This window comes from Pseudomonas sp. FFUP_PS_473 (assembly GCF_002858665.1).
Taxonomy (GTDB): domain Bacteria; phylum Pseudomonadota; class Gammaproteobacteria; order Pseudomonadales; family Pseudomonadaceae; genus Aquipseudomonas; species Aquipseudomonas defluvii.
On record NZ_PJQQ01000006.1, the window covers coordinates 1 to 23,564 of the forward strand.

The 23,564-nt window shown below is 61.0% G+C and carries 17 protein-coding genes and 1 pseudogene; 10 read left to right on the forward strand and 8 right to left on the reverse strand.

Translation table 11 applies throughout. The annotated features are described in order from the left end of the window. Window positions 1-2,273: pseudogene (locus CYD26_RS05475) on the reverse strand (hypothetical protein); the annotation flags it as partial. A gap of 494 nt (window positions 2,274-2,767) precedes the next feature. On the opposite strand from CYD26_RS05475, the gene CYD26_RS05480 reads away from it, so the two are divergent. The 10 genes from CYD26_RS05480 (at window position 2,768) to CYD26_RS05525 (ending at window position 13,499) form a co-directional block, all read left to right on the forward strand. After that, window positions 2,768-3,727 carry an AMP-binding protein gene (locus tag CYD26_RS05480; RefSeq protein WP_102052015.1) on the forward strand — a complete coding sequence of 320 codons (960 nt, stop codon included), beginning with the start codon at window positions 2,768-2,770 and terminating at the stop codon, window positions 3,725-3,727. After that, a complete protein-coding gene (locus CYD26_RS05485) occupies window positions 3,724-4,491 on the forward strand; it encodes an ABC transporter ATP-binding protein (protein ID WP_099774281.1) in 768 nt (255 codons plus the stop codon). The genes CYD26_RS05480 and CYD26_RS05485 overlap by 4 nt, the downstream gene beginning before the upstream one ends. Continuing rightward, window positions 4,491-5,372 carry a branched-chain amino acid ABC transporter permease gene (locus tag CYD26_RS05490; protein WP_099774282.1) on the forward strand — a complete coding sequence of 294 codons (882 nt, stop codon included), beginning with the start codon at window positions 4,491-4,493 and terminating at the stop codon, window positions 5,370-5,372. Before CYD26_RS05485 ends, CYD26_RS05490 begins: the two co-directional genes overlap by 1 nt. 4 nt (window positions 5,373-5,376) lie before the next feature. After that, window positions 5,377-6,441, forward strand: coding sequence for a branched-chain amino acid ABC transporter permease (locus CYD26_RS05495; RefSeq protein ID WP_102052016.1), 1,065 nt, complete (start codon window positions 5,377-5,379; stop codon window positions 6,439-6,441). Between the two features lie 78 nt (window positions 6,442-6,519). Beyond that, window positions 6,520-7,860 (forward strand): ABC transporter substrate-binding protein, encoded by a 1,341-nt coding sequence (locus CYD26_RS05500; RefSeq protein ID WP_099774284.1) that lies wholly within the window; start codon window positions 6,520-6,522, stop codon window positions 7,858-7,860. An 82-nt stretch (window positions 7,861-7,942) separates the two neighbouring features. After that, window positions 7,943-9,283, forward strand: coding sequence for an ABC transporter substrate-binding protein (locus CYD26_RS05505; RefSeq protein WP_102052141.1), 1,341 nt, complete (start codon window positions 7,943-7,945; stop codon window positions 9,281-9,283). A gap of 66 nt (window positions 9,284-9,349) precedes the next feature. Next, window positions 9,350-10,126 (forward strand): ABC transporter ATP-binding protein, encoded by a 777-nt coding sequence (locus tag CYD26_RS05510; protein ID WP_102052017.1) that lies wholly within the window; start codon window positions 9,350-9,352, stop codon window positions 10,124-10,126. A 369-nt stretch (window positions 10,127-10,495) separates the two neighbouring features. Beyond that, complete coding sequence (locus CYD26_RS05515; protein WP_102052018.1) at window positions 10,496-11,848, forward strand: OprD family porin; 1,353 nt, start codon at window positions 10,496-10,498, stop codon at window positions 11,846-11,848. 48 nt (window positions 11,849-11,896) lie between these two features. Beyond that, a complete protein-coding gene (locus CYD26_RS05520) occupies window positions 11,897-13,129 on the forward strand; it encodes an SfnB family sulfur acquisition oxidoreductase (protein WP_102052019.1) in 1,233 nt (410 codons plus the stop codon). Window positions 13,130-13,139: 10 nt separating this feature from the next. Further along, window positions 13,140-13,499 (forward strand): hypothetical protein, encoded by a 360-nt coding sequence (locus tag CYD26_RS05525; protein ID WP_102052020.1) that lies wholly within the window; start codon window positions 13,140-13,142, stop codon window positions 13,497-13,499. Between the two features lie 380 nt (window positions 13,500-13,879). Here the strand turns inward: CYD26_RS05525 and CYD26_RS05530 are convergent, their stop codons facing one another. The 7 genes from CYD26_RS05530 to CYD26_RS05560 form a co-directional block, all read right to left on the reverse strand. After that, window positions 13,880-14,869 (reverse strand): ABC transporter permease, encoded by a 990-nt coding sequence (locus tag CYD26_RS05530; protein WP_102052021.1) that lies wholly within the window; start codon window positions 14,867-14,869, stop codon window positions 13,880-13,882. 1 nt (window position 14,870) lies between these two features. Next, window positions 14,871-15,869 (reverse strand): ABC transporter permease, encoded by a 999-nt coding sequence (locus tag CYD26_RS05535; RefSeq protein WP_102052022.1) that lies wholly within the window; start codon window positions 15,867-15,869, stop codon window positions 14,871-14,873. Beyond that, on the reverse strand, window positions 15,859-17,370 hold the full coding sequence (locus CYD26_RS05540; RefSeq protein ID WP_102052142.1) for a sugar ABC transporter ATP-binding protein: 1,512 nt from the start codon (window positions 17,368-17,370) through the stop codon (window positions 15,859-15,861). The genes CYD26_RS05535 and CYD26_RS05540 overlap by 11 nt, the downstream gene beginning before the upstream one ends. 5 nt (window positions 17,371-17,375) lie before the next feature. Further along, window positions 17,376-18,398 carry a sugar ABC transporter substrate-binding protein gene (locus tag CYD26_RS05545; RefSeq protein WP_102052023.1) on the reverse strand — a complete coding sequence of 341 codons (1,023 nt, stop codon included), beginning with the start codon at window positions 18,396-18,398 and terminating at the stop codon, window positions 17,376-17,378. Further along, window positions 18,395-19,351, reverse strand: a complete 957-nt coding sequence (locus tag CYD26_RS05550; RefSeq protein WP_102052024.1) for a sugar ABC transporter substrate-binding protein — start codon at window positions 19,349-19,351, stop codon at window positions 18,395-18,397. The genes CYD26_RS05545 and CYD26_RS05550 overlap by 4 nt, the downstream gene beginning before the upstream one ends. 298 nt (window positions 19,352-19,649) lie before the next feature. After that, complete coding sequence (locus CYD26_RS05555) at window positions 19,650-21,146, reverse strand: acetyl-CoA hydrolase/transferase family protein (RefSeq protein ID WP_102052025.1); 1,497 nt, start codon at window positions 21,144-21,146, stop codon at window positions 19,650-19,652. Window positions 21,147-21,416: 270 nt separating this feature from the next. Further along, on the reverse strand, window positions 21,417-23,195 hold the full coding sequence (locus tag CYD26_RS05560) for an acyl-CoA dehydrogenase (protein ID WP_102052026.1): 1,779 nt from the start codon (window positions 23,193-23,195) through the stop codon (window positions 21,417-21,419). Between the last annotated feature and the right edge of the window lie 369 nt (window positions 23,196-23,564).

Below are 23,564 nucleotides of genomic sequence, written 5' to 3' on the forward strand. Positions count from 1 at the left end.
AAGCTGCCCAGGTTGATGGTGATATCGTTTTCGTCATTGCCGGCTGCATGGTCCAGCGGCTTGAGCAGGGTGAAGGTGTACGCACCGGCGCTGGTGAGGCTGAAGGTGAATACGTCGACCACACCGGCCTTGGCGGTGAGGGTATTGCCTACGACGCTGTACACCAGGGCGACGCCGCCCGAACTCAGTGCAGGCAAGCCGCTGGTGTCACTCGACAAGCTGTAGCTCAGCGGCGTATCGGCACCGGACTGGAAGATGCCGGTCACGCTGCCACTGGCGGTGGTCGCCTCGCCGGCAACGTCGCCGGTGCCGCCGGGGATGCCGTTGGTCAGGCCATCTTCATCGACGGTGCCAGTCGCTGCGGTGCCGGTTGCCGTTGGCCCATCGTCCTCGAAGATGATCTTGGAGCCGATTTCAGCGGTCGAAGTCACCGCTTGGCTCAGTGTGAAACTACCGATATCGAAATCGGCATGGTCATTGCCCTTGGCATCGACGGCTGCACCGTTCTCGATGAGTACACGGTTGTGATTCTGCGTTGTGGTGTATTCAATCTTGTAGCCGGCCTTGATGCCCGTGATGGTGGCAACGCCACCTGTAAAACTGATGGTAATGCTCGGATCATTCACCGATCCGTTTGAGTTCTCGATTACCGCCCCGGTACTCTTGTTGATGATGCGAACATTAGTGATTGCAACCGATGCATCACCTGCGTACCCGTTGACGAAGTTCACACCCGGTTCAGCCGCCGTGTTGAACGCGCTGATTTTTACGATGGCACTCTTGCCGCTCTGTAGCTGAACGATGTCGAAGCTGGCCCCCTTTGCATTGAACATGCCGGTGAAGTCGATGTTGGATTCGACATCTGCTTCGTTCTGGTCAAGGTTGGGAATGGTCACATTCTGCCTGGCACCCGTGACGAACGTAAAACGGATGCCTTCTTGTTCCACAATCATCTGATTGTTGGTGCCAAAGGTGGTCGGACCACCCGCCTGGCTGGTATTGATCGTGTCACCGGTGGTTATGTTGGCGCCGCTTGACTGGTCCGCGGGGTCCTTTCCGGTCGCGATGATGGTGGGGTCTGTGATCCGCAAGACACCGCCGTCGTTGACCACTGTCGGGTTCGCCGTGGTGAACATGAGGAAGAGGTTCTGGCCGGAGGGCGCATTGGCCAGGCTGAATGTCAGATCCTGACTGGCGCCGACGAAAACAATATTCGTGAGATCGATCGGGTCGTCAGGGTTGCTGGCGTCTGGGTTCTTGAACGGTTCGTACTGCACGGTCCAGATTTTGCCGCCGGTGACCGGCGATCCGGTTTCTTCAATATAGGCAGCGAACACGATCTCACCGGCTGGGCCGCCGGCGCGGCCCAGAACGATGTTGTTGTTGGTCTCATCCGTATAGAGAAGGATGTTGGTGCCATTGAGGGTATCCAGTCCGCTGTCCAAGCCATTGAGCGCCGCGCCAAGACTGTCGGTGAAGCTCACATCGGTAATGTTTGCTCCGGGCGTCGGGGTGATGGTGAACGCATCACTGCCGGTGTTGCCAGCAGCCCCGGTATAGCCACTCAAGGCAGCCCCCGTCGCGGTACCTGCCCCAAGTGTTGTCAAGCGTGCCGAGAAGATCGACGGCAGGGAGGCCACCAGAATGTCATTGTCGTTAGCATCTCCTGCAGGGCTTGGAGTGGCTGTGCTGTTCTGCAACCCGGCTGTTTCGTCCAGCGTCACATTCGCACCGGTCGCCACGATGCTTGGGCCGCTGTCCGTAAACGAGGTTGTCGCTACGGCGTCGTCGCCGGTACCGAACACACCATCGCGGCCCGCAGCGCTGGCGGTGAGCAGAAACCTGGCATCTGCCGAGTCGTCGGGGTTTACGTACCACGAGGTGGTGACGCTGCCGTTGACCTGGCCGTCGAGATCGCCGGTACCACCGTCGGTCACATACCAGGGGTCGTGCCCCTCGCCAGTATTGGTGTTGAGTACATCGTCAGGCGTGCCCCACACGCTGTCTGCGCCAGCGTCGGTGACATGATCCACCTCGAGCTTCACGGTACTGCCGGCGGCGAATCCGCTGGCTGTGATGATGGCTGTGCTGCCAGGAGCGTAGTCTTTCAGGTCGGTGGTGACCGTCGGAGCAGTCAGGGCGGCGGGATTGCTCAGGAATGTAAACGTCGTGCTGTCGCTCGCTTTGAAACCTTGAGTGAAGGGCGAAAGATCTGCACCGGTATAACTGGCTAGGTCGTTCTTCAGGGATGAGCTTTTTTTGTAAATAGTCATGACTTTCTCCAGACAGTTTTCAGTCTTCGAGACCTGACCGCAGCCCCTTTCTGCTACATGCCACAACTATGTAAAAGCGCCGGTGATTGCGCATTGGCCGATACTCCTAGGCGCGCTGGGAGTTTCGGACTACTTGGGGAAGGGGAAACGGGATAACGCACAGGGATGGCACCCGTGCTCAAGGTCGCGCGGCGCTGATTGCCCGCTCAGGTGGTCGGGTGCGTTCTTCTGGCAGGGTAGGGCGTTGATCAACTGTCCATGCACGAACAGTTGATCAACAGGCTGTCGCCACGCAGGCACGAGTCGGTGGCATTATTTTTAATCTAAGTATTTGAAAATAAACATAAATTATCTGTTGGCACGGATCCTGTTACATAGCTTTCAAACGCACCGGACAGTGGTGCGAAGCTGAGTAGACAGGAGCAGCCCAGTGCCACGTGAAATGCAGTTGAGCATCGTTGAGATGAGCGGTCTGGGCCTTCCAGGAGTTGCCTATGAAGGTCCATGAGCTGAACACCCGGCCGCTTGACGTGGTGCCGGACTTTGCCCTGTCGGCGCTGCGTCGCTGGGCCAGGGAAAAACCGTTGCAGATCGCCCTGCGTCACCGTCGCCAAGGCACTTGGAAAGCCTGGCGCTGGATCGATGTGTTGCGTGAAGTTGAACGGTGCGCTGCCGGCCTGCGTCAGCAGGGTTTTGTGCCTGAAGCGCGGCTGGTGTTGTGCGGTGCGATTGAGCCGTCCCTGCTGATCCTGGCAATCGCGGCCCACAGCCTGGGTGGATACAGCGCAGTCATCAGCCCGCAGAGCCGTGGCGAGGTGTTGCAGCGGCAGTTGCGTCTGCTGCGAGCGGATTTTGCCTTCGTGCAGCGCCGCGAGACCGTTGCTCACTGGCGTCTGGCTGGGCTTGACTCGCTGGCGCCACTGCGACTGTTCTGCGCCCAGGCCAGCACCGCACCGCACGGCGCGTTCCAGGTATTGCCCTTGGCGACACTGTTTAGCGGTGAACCGTTGTATCACGCTCGTCAGGGGTGGGCTCAGGCCGCTCGTGATGCGGTGGTCTGGGTTGATGAAGGCACGGAGTGGGCCCAGGGCCCGGCTCATGTGCTAAGCCGCTGGCTGGAACGTGGCGAAGGTTTTGCCTTTCCGGAAACCCGTGAAACGGCGCGCCGCGACCGCCGTGAAATCGCCCCGACTGCACTGCTGTTATCTGCTCAGCGTGCACAGACACTGGCTGAGGAAATCGAGGCACGGCTGGCACCTCAAGGCAGTTGGCGCCGCCGCTTGTGCGACTGGACCCTGGCGAATCCTCGGCGTGGCTTGCGCCGCTGGATCAAGTCGCGGGTGCGCCATTTGCTCGGTTTCCAGCGGGTGGCCCACATTGAACACCCGGCCAATGCCGAGCGTGCGCCTGGCCGGCTGTTGTGGCTGCACGAGGACCTGGAGCGTGTCGCATGAGTACGCTTCTTGAAGTCCGCAACATCTCCCTGTCGTTCAAAGGCGTGAAGGCCATCAACGACCTGTCGTTCGCCGTGCGTCGTGGCGAAATCTGCGCGTTGATCGGCCCCAACGGCGCGGGCAAGAGCTCGCTGTTGAACATCCTCAACGGTGTCTACCGTGCCGATGCAGGCGAGCTGGTGTTCGATGCCGAGCGGCTGCAGCGCCCGCATCCCCTGACGGCAGCGCGCTTGGGCATCGGCCGCACGTTCCAGAACAACGCGCTGTTCAAGAACATGAGCGTGCTGGACAACCTGCTCACTGGCCTGTCGCGTTTCCAGCGCAGCTTTTTTCTCGAGCAGGCGCTGGGCTTGCCACGGGCCCGGCGCGAGGCGCGGGTGTTCGCCGAACGTGCCGAGCAGGTGTTGGAGTTCCTGGAGTTGCAGCCCTGGCGCGACGTCGCGGTGGGCAGCCTGGCATATGGCCTGCAAAAGCGCGTTGAGCTGGGCCGCGCCCTGATTGCCCAGCCAACGCTATTACTGCTCGACGAACCCATGGCCGGCATGAATGCCGAGGAAAAACAGGAAATGAGCCGCTTTATTGCCGACATCAACCGCGACCTGGGCACCACGGTGATTCTGATTGAGCATGACATCAAGGTGGTCATGGACCTCTGCGCCCACGTCGTGGTGCTCGACTACGGGCGCAAAGTCGGTGATGGCACGCCCGCTGAGGTGCAGGCCAATCCTGACGTAATCGCTGCCTACCTGGGGACCGTGCACTGATGAATTTCTTCTTGGAAACCCTGATCGGTGGCTTGCTCGCCGGCACCATGTACTCGTTGGTAGCGATCGGTTTTGTGCTGATCTACAAGGCCAGTGGCGTGTTCAACTTCGCCCAGGGTGCGATGCTGCTGTTTGCTGCGTTGACCTTTGTCAGCCTGCACGAGCAGGGCGTGCCCTTCGTGCTGGCGCTGGCCCTGACCCTGGTAGTGATGATCATCGGCGCCCTGCTGATCGAACGCCTGGTATTGCGGCCCTTGGTCAACCGCTCGCAGATCACCCTGTTCATGGCCACCCTCGGCCTGTCCTTCATCGTCGAAGGGCTGGCGCAAGGGCTGATGGGCGCCCAGGTACGGGCGCTGGACCTGGGCATCGAGGATATCCCGTTGTTCGTGGGCGAGGTCATGATCAGCCAGTTCGACCTGGTTGCTGCCGCGGTTGCCGCAGTACTGGTCGCGCTGCTGGCATTGCTGTTCAACCGCACGCGAATCGGTATAGCCCTGCGTGCGGTGGCGGACGATACCCGTGCGGCCTTGTCCATTGGCATCAACCTCAACCGCATCTGGCAGATTGTCTGGGCCGTGGCCGGGATGGTCGGGCTGGTGGCCGGCTTGTTGTGGGGCGCGCGTCAGGGGGTGCAGTTCTCGCTGTCACTGGTGGTCCTCAAGGCCCTGCCGGTACTGATCATCGGCGGTTTCACCTCGATTGGCGGAGCCATCGTCGGCGGGCTGATTGTCGGTGCTGCCGAGAACCTCGCCGAGGCCTATATCGGCCCGCTGATTGGCGGTGGCATCACCCCTTGGTTCGCCTACTTCCTCGCCTTGGTATTCCTCTATATCCGCCCGGCCGGCCTGTTTGGCGACCGTGCCATCGAACGAGTGTGATCGTATGACCACGACTACTGCGCGCCTCACCACCAGCTTTGACGATGCGCCCCTGATCCTGGTACGTCGGCGCTGGCCCCTGGGCCTGGCGCTCCTGCTGCTGGTGGCCTTCGTGGCCTTGCCGCTGCTGGGCGATGACTACTGGCTCAATGCAATCCTGATCCCGTTTCTGGTGCTGTCGCTGGCCGGCCTGGGCTTGAACCTGTTGACCGGCTACACCGGCCAGACGTCGGTTGGCGCTGCGGGTTTCATGGCGGTCGGCGCCTTTGCCACCTATGGCCTGTTGCTGCGAGTGCCGGGTATCCCGCTGCCGTTGGCGTTGGTGGGCGGCGGGTTGATTGCCGCGTTCCTCGGCATGCTGTTCGGTATCCCCAGCGCAAGAATCAAAGGCTTCTACCTGATGGTCACCACACTTGCCGCACAGTTTTTCATTGAGTGGGTGTTTGCCAAGTTTCCCTGGTTCTACAACTATGCGTCGTCCGGCACCATCAGTGCGCCGCGCCTGGAACTGTTCGGCTACAGCCTGGCCTCACCGGTCGGCCGCTACCTGCTGACCTTGAGCTGTGTGGTGCTGCTGACCTGGGTTGCGGTGAACCTGGTGCGCAGCCAGATCGGCCGCAACTGGATGGCGATCCGGGACATGGACACGGCCGCGGCAGTGATCGGCATTCCGGTGGATCGCTACAAGCGTCTGGCGTTTGCGGTCAGTTCGTTCTACCTGGGCATTGCCGGTGCGCTCTGGGCGTTCGCCTACCTGGGGACGGCCAGCGCCGGCAGCTTTGATATCAACCGCTCGTTCCAGATCCTGTTCATCATCATTATTGGCGGCATGGGCAGCATTGCCGGCAACTTCGTCGGTGCCGCGTTCATCAGCCTGATGCCGATCTTTCTCAACCACGCCGGGCAGTGGTTGTTCGGCGGCAATGTCGATGCCGGTCAGTTGCAGAACCTGCAGAAAATCATCTTTGGCACGCTGATCATCGTGTTCCTGATCAAGGAACCGGAAGGGCTGGTACGCCTGTTCGGCAACCTGCGCGACCGGCTCAGGACCTGGCCACTGCGTTTCTAGCGCGATCAAGATTTCCATGCACCTTGACCCGACCACGGGAGGGGACGAACCACACTCCATCTCAAAGAAGTGAACGACATGCGTAACCCCCTCCAGCGTACCCTCATCAGTGCCTTGTTTGCGCTTGGCTTCCAGTCCCTGCTGCCCGCGGTGGCGCAGGCTGCCAGCAATGAACAGTTTGTGCCCATGGCCACCTACCGGGTCGGCGCCTATGCCTCCAGTGGCATCCCTTGGTGGGCTGGCGAGATTGACTATTTTCGCTACATCAACGAAGTCGAGGGCGGCATCAATGGCGTCAAGCTGGTCTGGCAGGAGTGCGAGACCGAGTGGAGCGTTGATCGCATCGTCGAGTGTTACGAGCGCTACAAGGGTGGCTTGAACGGCGCACCGACCGCGTTCTTCTTCACCCACAGTACGCCGGGCTCGTATGCGTTGATGGAGAAGGGCGCGGCTGACCGGATCCCGCTGATCGATGGTGCGGGCGGGCGTACCGAGTCCACCGACGGCAGCGTGTTCCCCTACGCATTCCCGTTGTTGCTCAATTACTACGGCCAGGCGTCGGTGGGTATCAACTACATCGCCCAGCGCGAAGGCGGGTTCGACAAACTCAAAGGCAAGAAGATCGTGACCGTGTACCACGACTCTGCCTATGGCCGCGAAACCCAGGCGCCGATGGCGTTGCTGGCGCAGAAGTACGGCTTTGAAAACATCCAGATCCCGGTGGCCGATCCGGGTAACGAACAGTCCGCGCAGTGGCGCCAGGTGCGCCAGATCAAGCCGGATTGGGTGTTTCTGCGCACCTGGGGCGTGTCCACGCCGGTCGGTATCAAGACTGCAGCACGCTTTGGCATTGCGGTCGATCGCATCATCGGTGACGTCTGGGCCGGTTCCGAGGCTGACGTGATTCCGGCCGGCACCGCGGCCAAGGGCTACCAGGCGCTGGCACCGTTCCCCGGTGGCGCAGAGTTCGAGATTCACAAACGCCTCAAGCAGTACATCCTCGACACCGGCAAGAGCGATCTCAAGGACCCAGCCTACTTCGGCAAGGTGTACTACAACGTCGGCTTGATCAACGCGGCCATCGCGGTCGAGGCACTGCGCACTGCGCAAACCAAGTTCGGCCATCGCCCGTTGAATGGCGAGGAGGCACGCTGGGGCTTTGAACACTTGAACATCGATGCGGCGCGCCTCAAGGCCAGCGGCTTCGAGGGCTTGCTCCCGCCCTTGAAACTGTCGTGTGCTGATCACGAGGGCGGTGGTGCCGCCCGCGTGCAGCAATGGGACGGGGAGAAGTGGCAGTTGGTGACGGGCTGGCTGCAAGCCGACCGCGATACGCTGCGGCCGCTGATCGAGGCCAAATCCGCCGCCTACGCCAAGGAAAAGGGCATCACCCCACGTGATTGCGCGGCCGAACAGTAAGCCTGCCTGCCTCATGAAAGCACCTGCCCGCGGCACCCCTTGGGTTGCCGCGCGGCGAAAGGACGAGAGAGAACCCATGACCCTGAATGCAACCCTCAAATACAGCGCCACCGCGCTCGCCCTGGCGCTAGGCCTCTACTCGGCATTGCCACAGCCAGCACAGGCCGCCGCCACAGAACAATTCTTTCCCCTGGCCACCTACCGCGTCGGCGCTTATGCCTCCAGTGGTATTCCGGTGTGGGCCGGGATGATCGACTACCTGCGTTACATCAATGAAGTGGAAGGCGGCATCAACGGCGTCAAGTTGGTGTGGCAGGAATGCGAGACCGAATGGACGGCGGAGAAGGGCATCGAGTGCTATGAGCGCTTCAAGAACGGCCTCAATGGAGCCCCCGTGGCCCTCTATCAGCCCAACGGAGCACCCGCTGCGTACGCCCTGGCCGACAAGGCTGCCGCTGACAGGATTGCGCTGATCACACTCGGCTATGGCCGCACCGAGGCCACCGACGGCAGTGTGTTCCCGTACAACTTCCCGGCCATGTTGACCTTCTACAGCGAGGCGTCGGCATTCATCAACTACGTAGCAGCGCGCGAGGGTGGCCTGGACAAGCTCAAGGGCAAGAAGATTGCCACCGTCTATCACGACTCCGCCTACGGCCGTGAAACCCAGGGGCCGCTGCAGCTGCTGGCGGAAAAATATGGTTTCGAGAACATCCAGATCCCGGTGGCCGATCCTGGGAACGAGCAGGCTTCGCAGTGGCGTAAGGTGCGCCAACTCCAGCCGGACTGGGTATTCCTGCGTACCTGGGGCGTGTCCACGCCGGTGGCGATCAAGACGGCGGCGCGCTTCGGTTATCCGGTAGACCACATTGTCGGCGACATTTGGGCCAGCTCGAATGAGGACGTACTGCCCGCGGGCGAGGCGGGCAAAGGCTACCTGGCGCTGACACCATACCCAGGCGGTGCCACCTTCGATATTCACCAGCGCATCAAGCAGCACATTCTCGACAAGGGCAAAAGTGACCTCAAGGACCCCAAGAGTTTTGGCAGCGTGTACTACAACTCCGGGCTGGTGAACGCGGCCATCGCGGTAGAGGCGATACGCGCCGGGCAGAAAAAATTCGGCAACCGTCCACTCAACGGTGAAGAGGGACGCTGGGGCCTGGAGCACCTGAACCTCGACGATGCACGCCTCAAGGAGATCGGGTTTCTGGGCCTCATGCAGCCGCTCAAACTGTCGTGTGATGACCATGAGGGCGGCGGTGCAGCCAAGGTACAGCAGTGGGACGGCAAGCAGTGGAACCTGATCACCGACTGGGTTCAGGCCGACCGTACGACCTTGCGCCCACTGATCGATGCCAAGTCTGCAGAGTACGCCAAAGAAAAAGGTGTTCAAGCACGCGATTGCGCGGCTGAGCAGTAAGTGATGCCTGCCTGCGTGCCGCGATCCTGAACGGTGCGCCCTGAGCTTAGTAGAAGGTGCGTATAGATGAATACAGTAACCCGTCCTGCTGTCGAGCGTGCCGAGCTGCTCGCCGTCGAGGACATCGAAGTGGTCTATGACGGCGCCATCCTCGCGGTTGTCGGCGTTTCTCTGCGGATCGAGGAGGGCGGTATTGTCGCCCTGCTGGGGGCCAACGGTGCAGGTAAAAGCACCACGCTCAAGGCTATCTCCGGCCTGGTCCAGGCCGATCGCGCGCGGGTTACCCGCGGCCAGATCCACTTTCGCGGGCAGGACACCGCAGGCGTCGCGGCCAATGTGCTGGCACGCCAGGGCATTGTCCATGTGCTGGAGGGGCGTCATGTGTTTGCCCATCTCACCATCGAGGAAAACCTGCGCAGTGGTGGCTTTTTGCGCAACCCCTCCAGGCGTGAGCTGGAGCAGGACCTGGAGCGGATCTACACCTGGTTTCCGCGGTTGAAGACCAAGCGCAAGACCCAGGCGGGGCTGACCTCGGGCGGCGAACAGCAGATGCTGGCCATTGGGCGTGCGCTGATGACCCGGCCCTCCCTGGTGTTGCTTGATGAACCGTCCATGGGCCTGGCACCGATCATCGTCGAGGAAATTTTCGATATCGTTGCCCAGCTCAATGCTCAGGAAGGCGTGAGCTTTCTGGTGGCCGAACAGAACATCAATGTTGCGCTGCGTCACGCCAGTTATGCCTACATTCTGGAGAACGGCCGGGTGGTGGGTGAGGGCGCCGCCAGTGAGTTGGCCGCCCGCGAAGACATCCAGCATTTCTACCTCGGTGGCAAGGCCGACTGAGGCACCTCAGGCACTCGTTTTCCTCCTCTCCCGATGGGTGCCTGTGCGCCCATCGGTGCGGTTTTCTACCGTACCCCGCAACTGATCTCTCCTTTTCCAGCCCACATACAACATGACTTTCCGCGTGCGAATCCGCCTGCGGTGGATGGCGTTCGGCTGTGCCTGACGGTATTCGGGTGTCGACCTTCGAATGTGCTGTGTGGCACGCAACACTGATCGGTCAGTTTGCCCGTTGGTAAAATTCACGTTTCTCAGGTTTGTATTTTAAGTTGTTGATATATAACGATTAATTAATTGGCATGGTTGTTGAAATAGTTGAGTAAACAGCGCCTGCACGGGCGTTACATACGCAACTACTAGGACCTTGCCATGCGTTTTGGAAACAACCATCGAACAGCCCTTTCATTGACCCTTGCCCTGGCCAGCCCGGCCTTTGCCGCCAGCGAAGAAAGCGAAGGCTTCCTTGAGGGCACGCAGGTACATGTGCTCAATCGCAACTACTTCTTCAGCCAGGACTACCGCAACGGCGATTTCGCCCGCAACCCCAATACCGGTGAACGGCAGAGCCAGCATCGCGAATGGGGGCATGGTGTGATCGCCGATGTGCAATCCGGTTTCACTCAGGGCACGGTCGGCTTTGGCCTGGATGTGCAGGGCGTATTGGGCCTCAAGCTCGATGGCGGTAATGGTGTGGTCGGCAACGGTGTGGGGGTGCCGGGCATCGTTTCGCGCTCTGGTGCCAACTTCGATGGCGAACCCAAGGATGAGTACAGCAAGGTCGGCGCGGCGCTGAAGGTGCGGGCCTTCGACACCGAAGTGCGCTACGGCGATGTGCGCCCAACCAGCCCGGTACTCTATGCCAGCGATATCCGCCTGTTGCCCCAGACCTTGCGCGGCCTGGTGTTTCGAAACACCTCCGTGGAGGGCCTGACCCTGCAGGGCGGCAAGCTTGAGTCGAGCAGCGATCGCAACGCCAGCAACCACCGTGGTGACCTCGGCACGGTGTACGCGGGGCGCTTCAAGGGCGCCAACGATGTGATCTACCTGGGCGGTGACTATGTGTTCAACGACCAACTGAGCTTCAAGTTGCACACCAGCCGGCTTGACGACATCTGGAATCAGTCCTTCGCCCGCTTCGATTTTGTGCAGCCGATCAACGAGGCCTTGAGCATCAACACCGGCCTGAACTACTACCGCACCCGCGACAGCGGCAAGGCGTTGGCCGGCAAGATCGACAACGACTCCTGGAGCGCCCATGCCGGGCTGGGTTATGGCGCCCATGCTTTCAAGTTGAGCTACACGCGAATCGACGGTGACACGCCGTTCGACTATGTCTGGAACACCTACGACCTTGAGCTGGATGCCGCATCCCAGATATCGGACTTCAACAACCCCAACGAGCGTGCCTGGGAGGCGCGTTATGACTACAACTTCGTTGGCCTCGGTGTGCCGGGCCTCACCCTGACCACGCGTTACGTGCGCGGTACCGACATCGATGGCAGCCGCGCCGGGGGTGCCTACAGCTACTACAGCGGCATCAAGGATGGCAGCCACTGGGAGCGCAACGTCTGGATCAAGTATGTGGTGCAGAGCGGGCCGGCCAAGGACCTCTCATTCAACCTGATGCAGGCCACGCACCGTGTCGGCGGCGATCACGTGGCCGAGTCCAACATTGACGAAGTGCGTTTCATCGTCGAGTACCCGCTGGATTTCCGCTTGTAAGCCTGTGCTGTAGCCCTTTCTTACCTGTACCGCATGGAGTAGTCACGCATGACCGATAGACTGCATACCCGCCTGCCCGAGCAGGCCGTTTCAGCGCCTCGGCGTCCGGCCCATATTATTCGTAGTGATGCCGAAGCCATTGAGGTGGCCCAGCGTCTGGCCCAGGATTTTGCCCAAGAAGCCGTAGCGCGTGATCGCGAGCGACGTCTGCCGTGGGCGGAACTGGACCGCTTTTCCGAGAGTGGCCTGTGGGCCATTACTGTTCCCAAGGCCCAGGGTGGTGCTGGCGTGTCCTACGCCACGCTGACCGAGGTCGTGGCAACCGTTTCAGCGGCGGACTCCTCGCTGGGGCAGTTGCCGCAGAATCACTACGGTGTGATCAACAACCTGCTGTTGACCGGGAGCGAGGCACAGCAACATCACTATTTTGCCAAGGTGCTTGCCGGCTATCGGTTCGGCAATGCGTTCTCCGAAGCCAAGAGCAAAACCGTCACTGCGTTCGAAACACGCATTCATTTTGAGGGCGACACCGCGGTGCTGGAGGGCGAGAAGTTCTACTGCACCGGCGCGCTGTTCGCTCACATTGTCCCGACGGCGGCGGTGGATGAGCAGAACCGGCCGTTCATTGCGTTTGTGCCACGGGACGCGCAAGGGCTGAGCATTGTCGATAACTGGGATGGCTTTGGGCAGCGCACCACCGCCAGTGGCAAGGCATTGATCGACCGCGTACGCGTGCCGCTCAGCGCCGTGATTCCGGCCTGGAAAGCCTATGACCGACCCACCGCCGATGGGCCGGTATCGCAGATCATTCAGGCCGCAGTGGACACCGGCATTGCCCGAGGCGCGTTTGCCGAAACCCTGCGTGTGGCGCGAGAGGCGCGCCCGTGGGTCGACAGTGGTTTGCAGCACGGATGGCAAGACCCGCTGAGCCAGGCTGCGATTGGCGATCTGGCCTGGCGCCTGCACGCTGCCGAAGCGATCCTCCAGGCGTCCGCCCAGGCCGTGGACCTTGCGCTTGCGGAGCCTACCGAAGCAAGCGTCGCCCACGCCTCGGTGGTTGTCGGCCAGGCCAAAGTCCTGTCTACCGAGATCGCTTTGTTGGCGTCGACCCGGCTGCTGGAGCTGGGTGGCACGCGCAGTGTGTCTGCCAGCCAGGGGCTGGACCGTTTCTGGCGTAACGCGCGCACGCATACGCTGCACGATCCGGTGCGCTGGAAATACCACCTGATCGGCAACCAGCGCCTGAACGGCGTCAATCCACAACGTCATTCCTGGAACTGAGGACCTGCTTATGTCTCACGCTCATACACTGGCCGACCTGGGGTTCGCGCAAAATGTTCAACGTGCGCTGGTCGAACACTTGCAAGGCAGCCCGTTGAAGGACGATACCCTGACCATCGCAAGTATTGGTGACCTGGAGGTGCGTATTGCTGCCGCTGATGCGTTGCTGGCGCAGGCCGGGCGCTCGTCGGTCGAGGCCGCCACCGCACGCTTGGCTGCCGCAGAAGCGGCACAACGGGCGAGTGAACTGCAGGTCGAACTGACCGGAAGGCAAACGCCGCGCCCGTCGATTGGGGGCGATGCCGTACCGTTGTCGCAACTGCGCCGTCGCTTGGGCGACCACTACCTTAACGGTGTGGCACTGACCTGAGCAAAACACACCTGCCATCCCGAGGGATCGGCATGGCAGGTGTGTCATTCGCCTTGTGAACATATCCATTCCCTGCAGCGGCACCACCGGCTGGTTTCACCTGAGCAGGCTTGCCTGCGATGGTATCCGCGGGGTGTCAGTGCCTTCGCGGCGCCTGCATCGCGGGCAAGCCCGGCTCCTACAGGGATGGACTGTGCGATTGCTTCAGCGCAGTGTCAGCAAGTCCGAGGCGTCTGCATCGTTGACAAGCCAACGCCCACAACGATCCACACAGAACACTGCATTTCCTGTAGGAGCTGGCTTGCCTGCGATGGCGTCGGCGAAGTGCCAGCGAGACCGTGGCGTCTGCATCGTTGGCAAGCCAACTCCTACAAGGGTGGTCAGGACGGGTCCTTGAATACGCGGCGACCAAGGTAGCTGAACGACAGCACCAGCAGAATCAGTGCGCCCGTGGCCACCTGTTGCCAGTAGAAGTTCCAGCCGATCAGCAGCAGGCCATTGGCGGTGATGTTCAGGAAGAGGACGCCCAGCAGCGTACCCGGTACGTTGGCCCGCCCATGGCGGTTGAGGGTGGTGCCGATAAATACGGCGCCGATGGCATTGATCAGAAAGGCGTTACCCGACATCGGTACGTAGGCATTCACTGTGCTGCTCAGCAAAATACCCGCGACTGAGCAGGCCAGGGCGCACGCGATGAACACCCGGGCGGTGATGCGCTGCACCGGCACACCGCTGTAGCGCGCGACCTCCGGTTGTTCGCCGATGGCCAGCACCTGACGGCCGAAGCGGCCTTTGGCGAGCGCTACACCGTAACCCGCCGCCAAAATCGCAACGATCAGTAGCGGCAGCGGAATGCCGAGCACGACGATGCTGGCCAGGGCAGGGCGTGCCTGTGCAGCCAGGTAGATCGGCTGGCCGCCGTCGGAGAGCAACTGCTGCACGCTGGTGCCGATAAAGAGCGTACCGAGTGTCGCCAGAAATGGCGAAATACGCAGCCCGCTGATCAACACTGCGTTGAACATGCCGGTCAGGCCGCCCACCAGTATCGCGGACACGATTGCCGGAAACAGCCCAAAGCCAGCATTGAGCGATACGACGAACGTCAGTGCAGCCAGATCCAACGCTACGCTCACCGAAAGGTCGATACCGCCAGCGCTGATTGCCAGCGTCATGCCGATGGCGACGATGGCCAGGAGGGCGAAATTGTTGAGCAATACACTGCTGAGGTTGCCCACACTGAGAAAACCGGGTGCATTGACCGCGAAAAATACCAGCAGCACCAGGAACAAGACGGGCAAGACCAGGCGCAGCCATTGACGACTGATTGATACCGAGGCGGTGCTGGGTAGCACTGTGGTTGATTGGTTCATGTCACGATCTCCCACGCAGCAGGCTTGAACTGGCGACGACCAGTAGAATCAATACACCCTGTACACCGTTGACCCAGAAGCTGGAGATGTTCAGCAGTTGGAAACCATTGACCAGAAAACCCACCAGCAACGTGGCCAGCAATGTACCGCTGATGCTCGGGCGCAGGCGGCGGGAGAACACGCTGCCTAGAAAGGCGATGGCTACAACCGACAGCAGCATCTCCCCAGAGCCGGTAGTGCTTCCACTGAACCAGGCGGCCGAACAAAACGACGCCAGGCTCCCGCACAGACCACTGAGCAGGTAGCTGGAGAACTGATAGGCCGCCACAGGCAGGCCTGCTGCGGTCGCTGCTTCCGGGTACTCGCCAACGGCATACAGGCGCAGGCCGTAACGACTGAACTGGATCAGCAGCGTCAACAGCAGCGCGGCCATAAGGAACACCCAGGCCAATGCCGGCTGCCCCAGCCAATGACCAAAACTGAGCAGCTCCAGTAGCGCTGACTCGGTTGGCAGCACGGTATTTTCAGTCAACACCAGCTCCAGGCCGGCAATCAGGTTCATGCTGGCCAGCGTCGCCAGCAGTGGCGGCAGGCGCAGGCCGACCACCACCAGGCCGTTAAGCGCACCGATGGCCAGGCCGCATGCCAAGGTCAGGGCGATGCTGCTGGCCGCACTGGCGCCCGCGTTGTTCAGCGTGGCATAGACGGCGGCCGACAGCCCGAGATTGGCCGCCAGCGACAGGTCAAGGCCGCCAGATACCACGTTGGAGCCGCCACCGATGATCACGATGGTCAGCCCGAAAGCGAGGAGGCCGAGGATTGCAGACTGCGCGAAGACATTCGAGAGGTTGGTGGGTGAAAGGAAGTTTTGCGCTGTACTGGCAAATACCAGCAAGATCGCCAGGAACGCCAGCGAGGCGCCATGGCGCAGCAGTTTCAATTGCCAGCGGTTCGAGCGTCGTGGGACCGACACGCTGGCCAGGGAGAGATCAGTGGACATAGTCGGGTTCCTGTTGATGATGTGTGCCGGACGCAAGCGCCAGTAGCGTGTCGCTGTCGAGCTCGGCGGCCTTGCGTTGCGCAATGATGGCCCCTCGGTGCATGACATAGACGCGGTCGCACAGGCCCAGCAGCTCGGGCAGATCGGACGAAAGCAGCAAGACACCGGCGCCTTGCTCCACCAGCTTTCCGATCAAACGGTAGATCTCCACTTTGGCGCCGATGTCGATACCGACGCTGGGTTCGTCCAGCAGGTAGAGGGTCGACTGCCGGCTCAGCCATTTGGCCAGCGCCACCTTCTGCTGATTACCACCGCTGAGCTGGCGCACCCTGGCCTGCGGCCCGGACGTCTTGATCAGCAGATGCTCGATCAGGGCTTGGGTTTCCTGCTGCTCGCGGCGTTCCGAGAGCAGCCCAAACCGGGTGAAGCGTGAGAGGCTGGCCAGGGTGCTGTTCTCCTGAACGGACAGGTCCAGCGCCACCCCTTGCCGGCGGCGCTCTTCCGGCAGCAGGGCAATGCCTTCGCGCACGGCCTGATGTGTACTGTTCAACTCGACAAGTTGCCCGTTCAGGCGAATCTCGCCCTGTTGCGCCGGGTCCAGGCCGAACAGGCTTTTCAGCAGCTCCTTGGCGCCGGAGCCCACCAGCCCGGTGAGGCCGACGATCTCGCCACGGCGCACCAGCAGGTCGATATCGCGATAGGCATGCCGCTTCTGCAGGCCGCTCACCTGCAGTAGCGGCTCGCCCAATGCGACCGGCTGCTTGGGGTACATTTCGGCCACTTCGCGGTTGACCATCAGGCGCGTAATTTCTGCCAGCGACGTGTTGCGCGGATCGACCTCGGCGACATCACGCCCATTGCGCAACACGGTCACCCGGTCACACAGGTGTTCGATCTCTTGCAGGTAGTGAGAGATGTAGATGATCGCCAAGCCCTGATCACGCAATCGCTTGACGATGCGCAGCAATTGCTCAACCTCGCGTTGCACCAGCGCGACGCTGGGCTCATCGAATACCAGCACCTTGGGTTTGGCGATCAGCGCGCGGGTAATCTGCACCACCTGTTGCTCGGCACTGCTCAGCTCACCGATCAATGCATCCGGCGGCAATTTCAGGTCGAAATACGCGTCAAGCAGGCGTTCGGCTTCCCGTTGTTGCGCACGGCGATCGACGAAAGGGCCGCGGTGTATTTCCTGGCCGAAGAACAGCGCCTCGCTCACCGTGAAACTGGCGGGCAGCAGTCGCTCCTGGTGAATGAACTGAATGCCGAGACGTGCCACCTGACGCGGCGTGAAGTGAGTGTATTGCTGACCGTCCACCCACAGGCTGCCGGCATCCGGGCGATGAATGCCGGCAAGCACCTTGATCAGTGTCGACTTTCCAGCACCGTTCTCACCGACCAGGCCATGCACGCTGCCACGCTGGACGCGCAGGCTGGCATCGTCCAGCGCCCGCGTGACGCCGAACTGCTTGGTCAGGTTGCGAAGCTCCAGGGCAGGGATGTTGTTCAAGCATCACCCCTGAGGCGGCGAACGTCATCGACGTTGTCCGCTGTGGTCAATAGTGTCTCGACGAAGGTTTCCTTGGGCAGGTCGTGCTCACCTGCCAGGTAACGGGCGACGTTGTGTACCGCCAGGCGTCCGATCAGTGCCGGTTGTTGCGAAACCACGGCGGCGACTGGCGTATTGGGTTGTTTAAGCAGGTCCAGTACTTCCGGTGTGCCGTCGACGCCGTAGGTCTTGATCTCGGTGCGCCCTGCGTCGATCAGCGCCTGGCTGGCACCCAACTGCGGCAAATCCCAGGCCGTCCAGATCGCATCGATCTCGCCCTTGGGGTATTTGTTCAGCAGCGCGGCGACTTGACTGCGGGCGTCCTGCACGGTGTTGGGGATGACATCACGCAGCTCCGGCTCGAGGAACTCGATTTGTGGGTAGAACTTGGTCACGAGCTTCAACTGGTCGTAACGAATACCGCAGCTTGGCACCCCATAGAAACCATTGAATACCAGCACGCGTCCCTTGCCGCGCAGGTCCGCCACCAGCTTCTTGGCCAGGATCAGGCCGGTGCTCCAGTTGTCCGCCGAGATGGTATTGATGGCGTACTGCGACGGCACCTCGATGGTGAACAGCGGAATGCCGGCCGCCGCAATACGCTTGAACCAGGGGTCGATGATGCTCAAGGTGCCCAGCGTGTGGATCACCGCATCAGGCTTCTGGGTGACCAGGTTCTGAAGCTGGGTGACCATGGCCTTGTCGTTGCGCCCCGCGTCCAGGGTGATGGGCGTTCCGCCCAGCCTTTTTACTTCTTCGACCTGCGCGGCGAACGCACGGCTATCGAAGTAGATGCTGGTGCCCACGGTGCTGATGGCGATGCGTTTGCCCGCCAGTGAAGGTACCGGTGTATCGCCGCTGGCGTCGCCACTCGGGCTGGCTGCTCGGGCCAGGGAAGAAAGACCAAGGCCGGCAGCCAGGGTAACGCCAGCACCCAGCAGGGCGCGTCGGCCGATATCGAAATCACTTTTCTGGCTCATTGGTCACCTCGCAGTTGTTGCATTTCATCCAGGTTGTTTGCAGTGGTCAGCAGGGTGGAAACGTGGGTTTCCTTGGGCAGGTCTTTTTGCCCGGCCAGGTAACGCGCGACATTCTGTACTGCGGTTTTTCCGATCAAGACGGGTTGCTGGGCCACAACGGCGCCAATGGGCGAATCGTCTCGCTGTATCAGGTCGAGCACTTCCGGTGTGCCATCGACACCGTAGGTCTTGATCTCGGTGCGCCCGGCGTCAATCAGCGCCTGGCTGGCGCCCAGTTGCGGGATGTCCCAGGCCGACCAGATCGCCGCGATTTCACCTTTGGGGTACTTGTTGAGCAACGCTGCGACCTGCGAGCGGGCGTCTTGCACGGTGTTGGGGATGACGTCACGCAGCTCGGGCTGAATGACCTTCAGATCAGGATGGTCGGCCAGCGCCTTGATCAGTTCGTCATAACGAATGCGGCACACGGGCACGCCATAGAAACCGTTGAACACCAGGATGTTGCCCTTGCCACCGGTATCCTTGACCAGTTGCTCCGCCAACAAACGGCCCGCTGCGTAGTTGTCCGAGGTGGTGTTGTTGATGCTGTACTGCGAGGGCGCATCGATGGTGAACAGTGGAATGCCGGCCGCCTTGATGCGTTTGAGCCAGGGGTCGATCACGCTGAGCGTACCCAACGTCTGGATAACGGCATCAGGTTTTTGGGTGACCACGGTTTGCAGTTGCGTGACCAGGTTTTTGTCGTTTCGGCCGGCATCCAGCGTAATGGGAGTACCGCCCAGGCGTTTTACCTCGTCGACCTGAGCCTGGAACGCCTTCACGTCGAAGTAATGGCTGGTGCCGGTCATGCTGATGGCGATGCGCTTGCCTGCCAATGACGGCACGTCGTCACTGGCGTAGGTGTTGGCGCCAAACAACAACGCGGTGCAGAACAGCATGTGCAGAAGTTTCATCGTATTCCTCTTCAAGGCATGTACGGCTCGACCGGCTACTTAACGGTCAGTAGCGGGCGACACATTTCTAGGGTGAGAGGAACAAGGCGAGAACCATGCCATGTTTAAAAGTGCTTTTAAAACAATGGCTTGGATGTATTGAGCGGTAAGGTTGGAAGCACTGCACCGAACAAAGTGCTGAATGGCTGTTCGGGACCGAACAGCACGTAGGCGGTGATGCGCTGGTGATGGGGTTTAGCGCAGAACCGAACGGCCTGGGGGTGGCCGTTCAGTTGCAGTGCCGCGGTGTGCCAGGGCGTCAGTTGGGTTGCTGCATGCTGCCTGTCTTGTTCAAACGTACATGCCAGCTCAACGCCTGACTGAGGTCGTGGGGGGTATGTCCGCCCAGCAGGCAGGCGGCGCTGAAGTAGTCATCAAGGGCTGCGCGGTAGTCTGGGTGTACGCATTGATCAATAATCACCCGGGCCCGCTCTCGAGGTGCGAGGCCCCTCAAGTCAGCCAAGCCGTGCTCAGTGACCAGAATATCCACGTCGTGCTCTGTGTGGTCGACGTGGCTGACCATGGGCACTACGCGTGAAATGTTCCCGTCCTTGGCAATCGACTTGGTCACGAATATCGACAGGCGAGCGTTGCGGGCAAAGTCCCCGGAGCCGCCGATGCCGTTCATCATTTGGGTGCCGCAGACGTGAGTGGAGTTCACGTTGCCGTAGAGATCAAACTCCAGCGCGGTGTTGATTGCGATGAGCCCCAGGCGTCGAATGACTTCCGGGTGGTTGGAGATTTCCTGGGGGCGCAGTACCAGGCGGTCAGCGTACTTTTCCAGGTTGCCGAAGACTCGCTCGCCACAGGGGCCGGACAGGGTGATGGAGCATCCCGAGGCAAATTTCAGCTTGCCGGCGTCAAGCAGGTCGAACGTGGAGTCCTGCAGGACTTCGGAGTATTGCACCAAGTCGTTGAAGGGCGCGTTGATCAGGCCACACATCACCGCATTGGCAATGGAACCCACGCCCACTTGCAGCGGCGCCAGGTTTCTAGGCAGGCGGCCCATTTCCACCTCTTGCTCGAAGAACCGCACCAGGTGGTCGGCAATGGCCTGCGTGTCATTGTCAGGCGGCAACATGGTCACGGTCGCCTCGGGCGAGTTGCAGATGACGATGGCGGCGATGCGTGACGGATCGATGTCGATCGCCTGGCTACCGATGCGCTCGTTTGAGTGACGAATGGGGATCGGGCCACGGTGAGGGCGATCTTGAGGCAGGTAGATGTCATGCAACCCCTCGAAATGTGGATTGCTCGCCAGGTTGAGTTCGACGATTACCTGCTTGGCCGCCAGGGCCAGGCTTGCCGAGTTGCCCACCGAGGACGTAGGTACGATATGCCCTTGCTCGGTTATGGCCACCGCTTCGACGACCGCAATATCCGGGGTGGGCAGGAAACCATCGCGCACCTGCTCGACCACTTCCGAGAGGTGTTGGTCGATGAACATGACGCGCGCTTCGTTGATGGCTTTGCGCAGTACCGCATCGCCCTGAAAGGGCATCCGCCGTGCCAGCAGGCCGGCTTCGGCCATTTTCCCATCCAGCCCTCCGCCAAGGCTGGCGCCGGTAATCAGGTTGATTTTCAGTGGCGTGCTCTTAACCTGCTCGATCAGTGCCAAGGGAACCGCTTTGGCGTCTCCCGCACCGCCAAAACCACTCATGCCGATGGTCATGCCGTCTTTGATGAGCCGTGCTGCCTGCGTCGCGCTCATGATCTTGTCGTGCAGGGAAGCCAGTCGAATACGCGAAGCGTGCATGGGGGAAACCTCAAATAGGGGGAGAAATGGACGGGCTACCGGGCATCAAACGCCCAATGGGTACGCGCGTCCTTACTCAGCTGGGCCGTTGCGAAGCGCTGCTCGCCTGATTGTTCTTGGGGGTGGGCAGAAGGGGAGGCCGAGACGATCAAGGCGGGTATCGCTACGTTGTGGGGCAAACATGTGTTGCAAACGTGCGGTGACCGTTAAAGGCCACCGCAGTGGTTCGCAGTGCCAGTCGTTACTGGGGGCTAGTCAATGAACGCGCAGTCAAAATTGTTCGTCGTCCAGTGCCATGATGCTTCTGCTGCCGCTGCCAATGGCGGTCAGCAGGGCATGTACGCGCGGCAGTAGCTGTTCGGCATAGAAGTCGGCAGTGACCAGCTTGGCTTTCAGGAACTGAGGATCGCCGCTGCCGGCGTCGAGCAGGGCTTGGGCGCTCAAGGCCGAGCGAGCCATCAGCCAACCGCCGCAGAGGTAGCCGAACAGCATCATGAAGTTCACGCTGATACTGCCTGCCAGGTGCGCGTCGGTTTTCGCATTGTCGAGGAGAATGCGCAGGGCCTGCCGGCCAGCACCCAAGGCGCCTTCCAGTGCTGCAGCCTGATTGGCGAGGTGCGTCGAGCGTTGCAGCACAGTGACGGTTTCGCCGATATCGTCCAGCAAGCGGCTGATCAACTGGCCTTCGTTGAGCAGTGTCTTGCGCCCGACCAGGTCAAGTGCCTGGATGCCGGTGGTGCCTTCATAGATGGTCAGGATACGGGCGTCACGATAATGCTGGGCGGCGCCGGTTTCTTCGATGAAGCCCATGCCACCATGAATCTGCACGCCGAGGGAGGTCACTTCTTGCGCCATCTCGGTCAGCCACCCCTTGACGATGGGGGTGAGCAGGTCGACGCGACCTTGATGCAGCTTTGCCGCGTCTGCGTCAGGTGCGTAGGCGGTACGGTCCACTTCGGCGGCGGCCACCAGGGCCAGGGCTCGCATTGCCTCGATGGATGCCTTCATCTGAAGCAGCATGCGCCGCACATCCGGGAAGTGGATGATCGAGAAGCGGCTACCATCCTTGCGCGTGCCTTGCAGGCGGTCCTTGGCGTACTGCAAGGCGTGTTGGTAGGCGCGTTCAGAGATGGCCAGGCCTTGCAGGCCAACGCTTTGTCGAGCGTGGTTCATCATGGTGAACATGCACGCCAGCCCTTGGTGTGGTTCTCCCACCAGGTAACCGATGGCGCCACCGTTATCGCCAAAGCTCATGACACAGGTCGGGCTGCCGTGGATGCCCAGCTTGTGCTCCAGCGCGATGCAGCGGGCATCGTTGAGTGCGCCTGGCTTGCCTTGGGCATCAAGCAGGAATTTAGGCACGACGAACAGCGAAATGCCTTTTACGCCGGCCGGTGCGTCCGGCAGCCGGGCCAGTACCAGATGGACGATGTTCTCCGTCATCTGGTGGTCGCCCCAGGTGATGAAGATTTTCTGCCCGCTGATCAGGTAATGGTCGCCCTGAGGGATAGCACGGCTCTTGATCGCGGCCAGGTCTGAACCGGCATCCGGCTCTGTGAGGTTCATGGTGCCGGTCCATTCGCCACTGACCAACGGGGCAAGGTAGGCATCACGCAAGGCGGGCGAGCCGTGGTGGGCGATGGCCTCGATTGCACCTTGCGTCAGCATCGGGCAGAGGGCGAAGGCCATGTTGGCCGAGTGCCAGATTTCATTGACGGCAGTGCCGATCACATTCGGCAGGTTTTGGCCGCCCCAGATTTCCGCTGCGGTCAACGAAGGCCAGCCGCCGGCCTGGAACTGCTGATAGGCATCGGCAAAGCCGGGAGTTTCCTGGACGCCGTGCTCGCCCAGACGTGCGCCCTGGGTGTCGCCAACCCTGTTGAGCGGTGCCAATACGCCAGAGCCCAGACGACCGGCTTCGGCCAGAATCGCGGACACCAGTTCATCGTTGATGTCATCCCGATGTGCCGATGCACACAAGGCTTCCAATTCGACCAGCTGCTGCAGGACGAACTCGCTGTCGCGATAGGGGTGGGTGTAATCACTCATTAAGACATCCTCTTTAAAACGATGCGTCAGGCCGACCGTGCTGTTCACGCTGCTGGGGCCAAACGCCAGGGTCGTGTCATGGATATTGGGTATTGGATGCGTCAGGCCTTGCGTTGAGCTGCGCCCGATAATCGACCAAATTGGCCAGATGCGATGGGGCGCTCGCCTCGACTGTCATGGGCCCGCTGGCATTGGCCACAGCCGTCGCCCATTGCATGAAGGTGCGCTAGTGGGGGCAGTGTGAGCCGGTAATTCTGTAGGGCAGAGGGCGCATATCGGCCGCGCTTCAGGCCGTTGGCGTGCACGCTGGGCGCAAAGGATGTCGCCTGGCGCGGGTACATCAATACGTTTAGCCTGCGGTTCTTGCGC

Bases quoted from the DNA above. Each gene is read 5' to 3' on its own strand.
- CYD26_RS05480 (WP_102052015.1), top strand. From the start codon at position 2,768: ATGAAGGTCCATGAGCTGAACACCCGGCCGCTTGACGTGGTGCCGGAC.
- CYD26_RS05485 (WP_099774281.1), top strand. From the start codon at position 3,724: ATGAGTACGCTTCTTGAAGTCCGCAACATCTCCCTGTCGTTCAAAGGC.
- CYD26_RS05490 (WP_099774282.1), top strand. From the start codon at position 4,491: ATGAATTTCTTCTTGGAAACCCTGATCGGTGGCTTGCTCGCCGGCACC.
- CYD26_RS05495 (WP_102052016.1), top strand. From the start codon at position 5,377: ATGACCACGACTACTGCGCGCCTCACCACCAGCTTTGACGATGCGCCC.
- CYD26_RS05500 (WP_099774284.1), top strand. From the start codon at position 6,520: ATGCGTAACCCCCTCCAGCGTACCCTCATCAGTGCCTTGTTTGCGCTT.
- CYD26_RS05510 (WP_102052017.1), top strand. From the start codon at position 9,350: ATGAATACAGTAACCCGTCCTGCTGTCGAGCGTGCCGAGCTGCTCGCC.
- CYD26_RS05515 (WP_102052018.1), top strand. From the start codon at position 10,496: ATGCGTTTTGGAAACAACCATCGAACAGCCCTTTCATTGACCCTTGCC.
- CYD26_RS05520 (WP_102052019.1), top strand. From the start codon at position 11,897: ATGACCGATAGACTGCATACCCGCCTGCCCGAGCAGGCCGTTTCAGCG.
- CYD26_RS05525 (WP_102052020.1), top strand. From the start codon at position 13,140: ATGTCTCACGCTCATACACTGGCCGACCTGGGGTTCGCGCAAAATGTT.
- CYD26_RS05530 (WP_102052021.1), bottom strand. From the start codon at position 14,869: ATGAACCAATCAACCACAGTGCTACCCAGCACCGCCTCGGTATCAATC.
- CYD26_RS05535 (WP_102052022.1), bottom strand. From the start codon at position 15,869: ATGTCCACTGATCTCTCCCTGGCCAGCGTGTCGGTCCCACGACGCTCG.
- CYD26_RS05545 (WP_102052023.1), bottom strand. From the start codon at position 18,398: ATGAGCCAGAAAAGTGATTTCGATATCGGCCGACGCGCCCTGCTGGGT.
- CYD26_RS05550 (WP_102052024.1), bottom strand. From the start codon at position 19,351: ATGAAACTTCTGCACATGCTGTTCTGCACCGCGTTGTTGTTTGGCGCC.
- CYD26_RS05555 (WP_102052025.1), bottom strand. From the start codon at position 21,146: ATGCACGCTTCGCGTATTCGACTGGCTTCCCTGCACGACAAGATCATG.
- CYD26_RS05560 (WP_102052026.1), bottom strand. From the start codon at position 23,195: ATGAGTGATTACACCCACCCCTATCGCGACAGCGAGTTCGTCCTGCAG.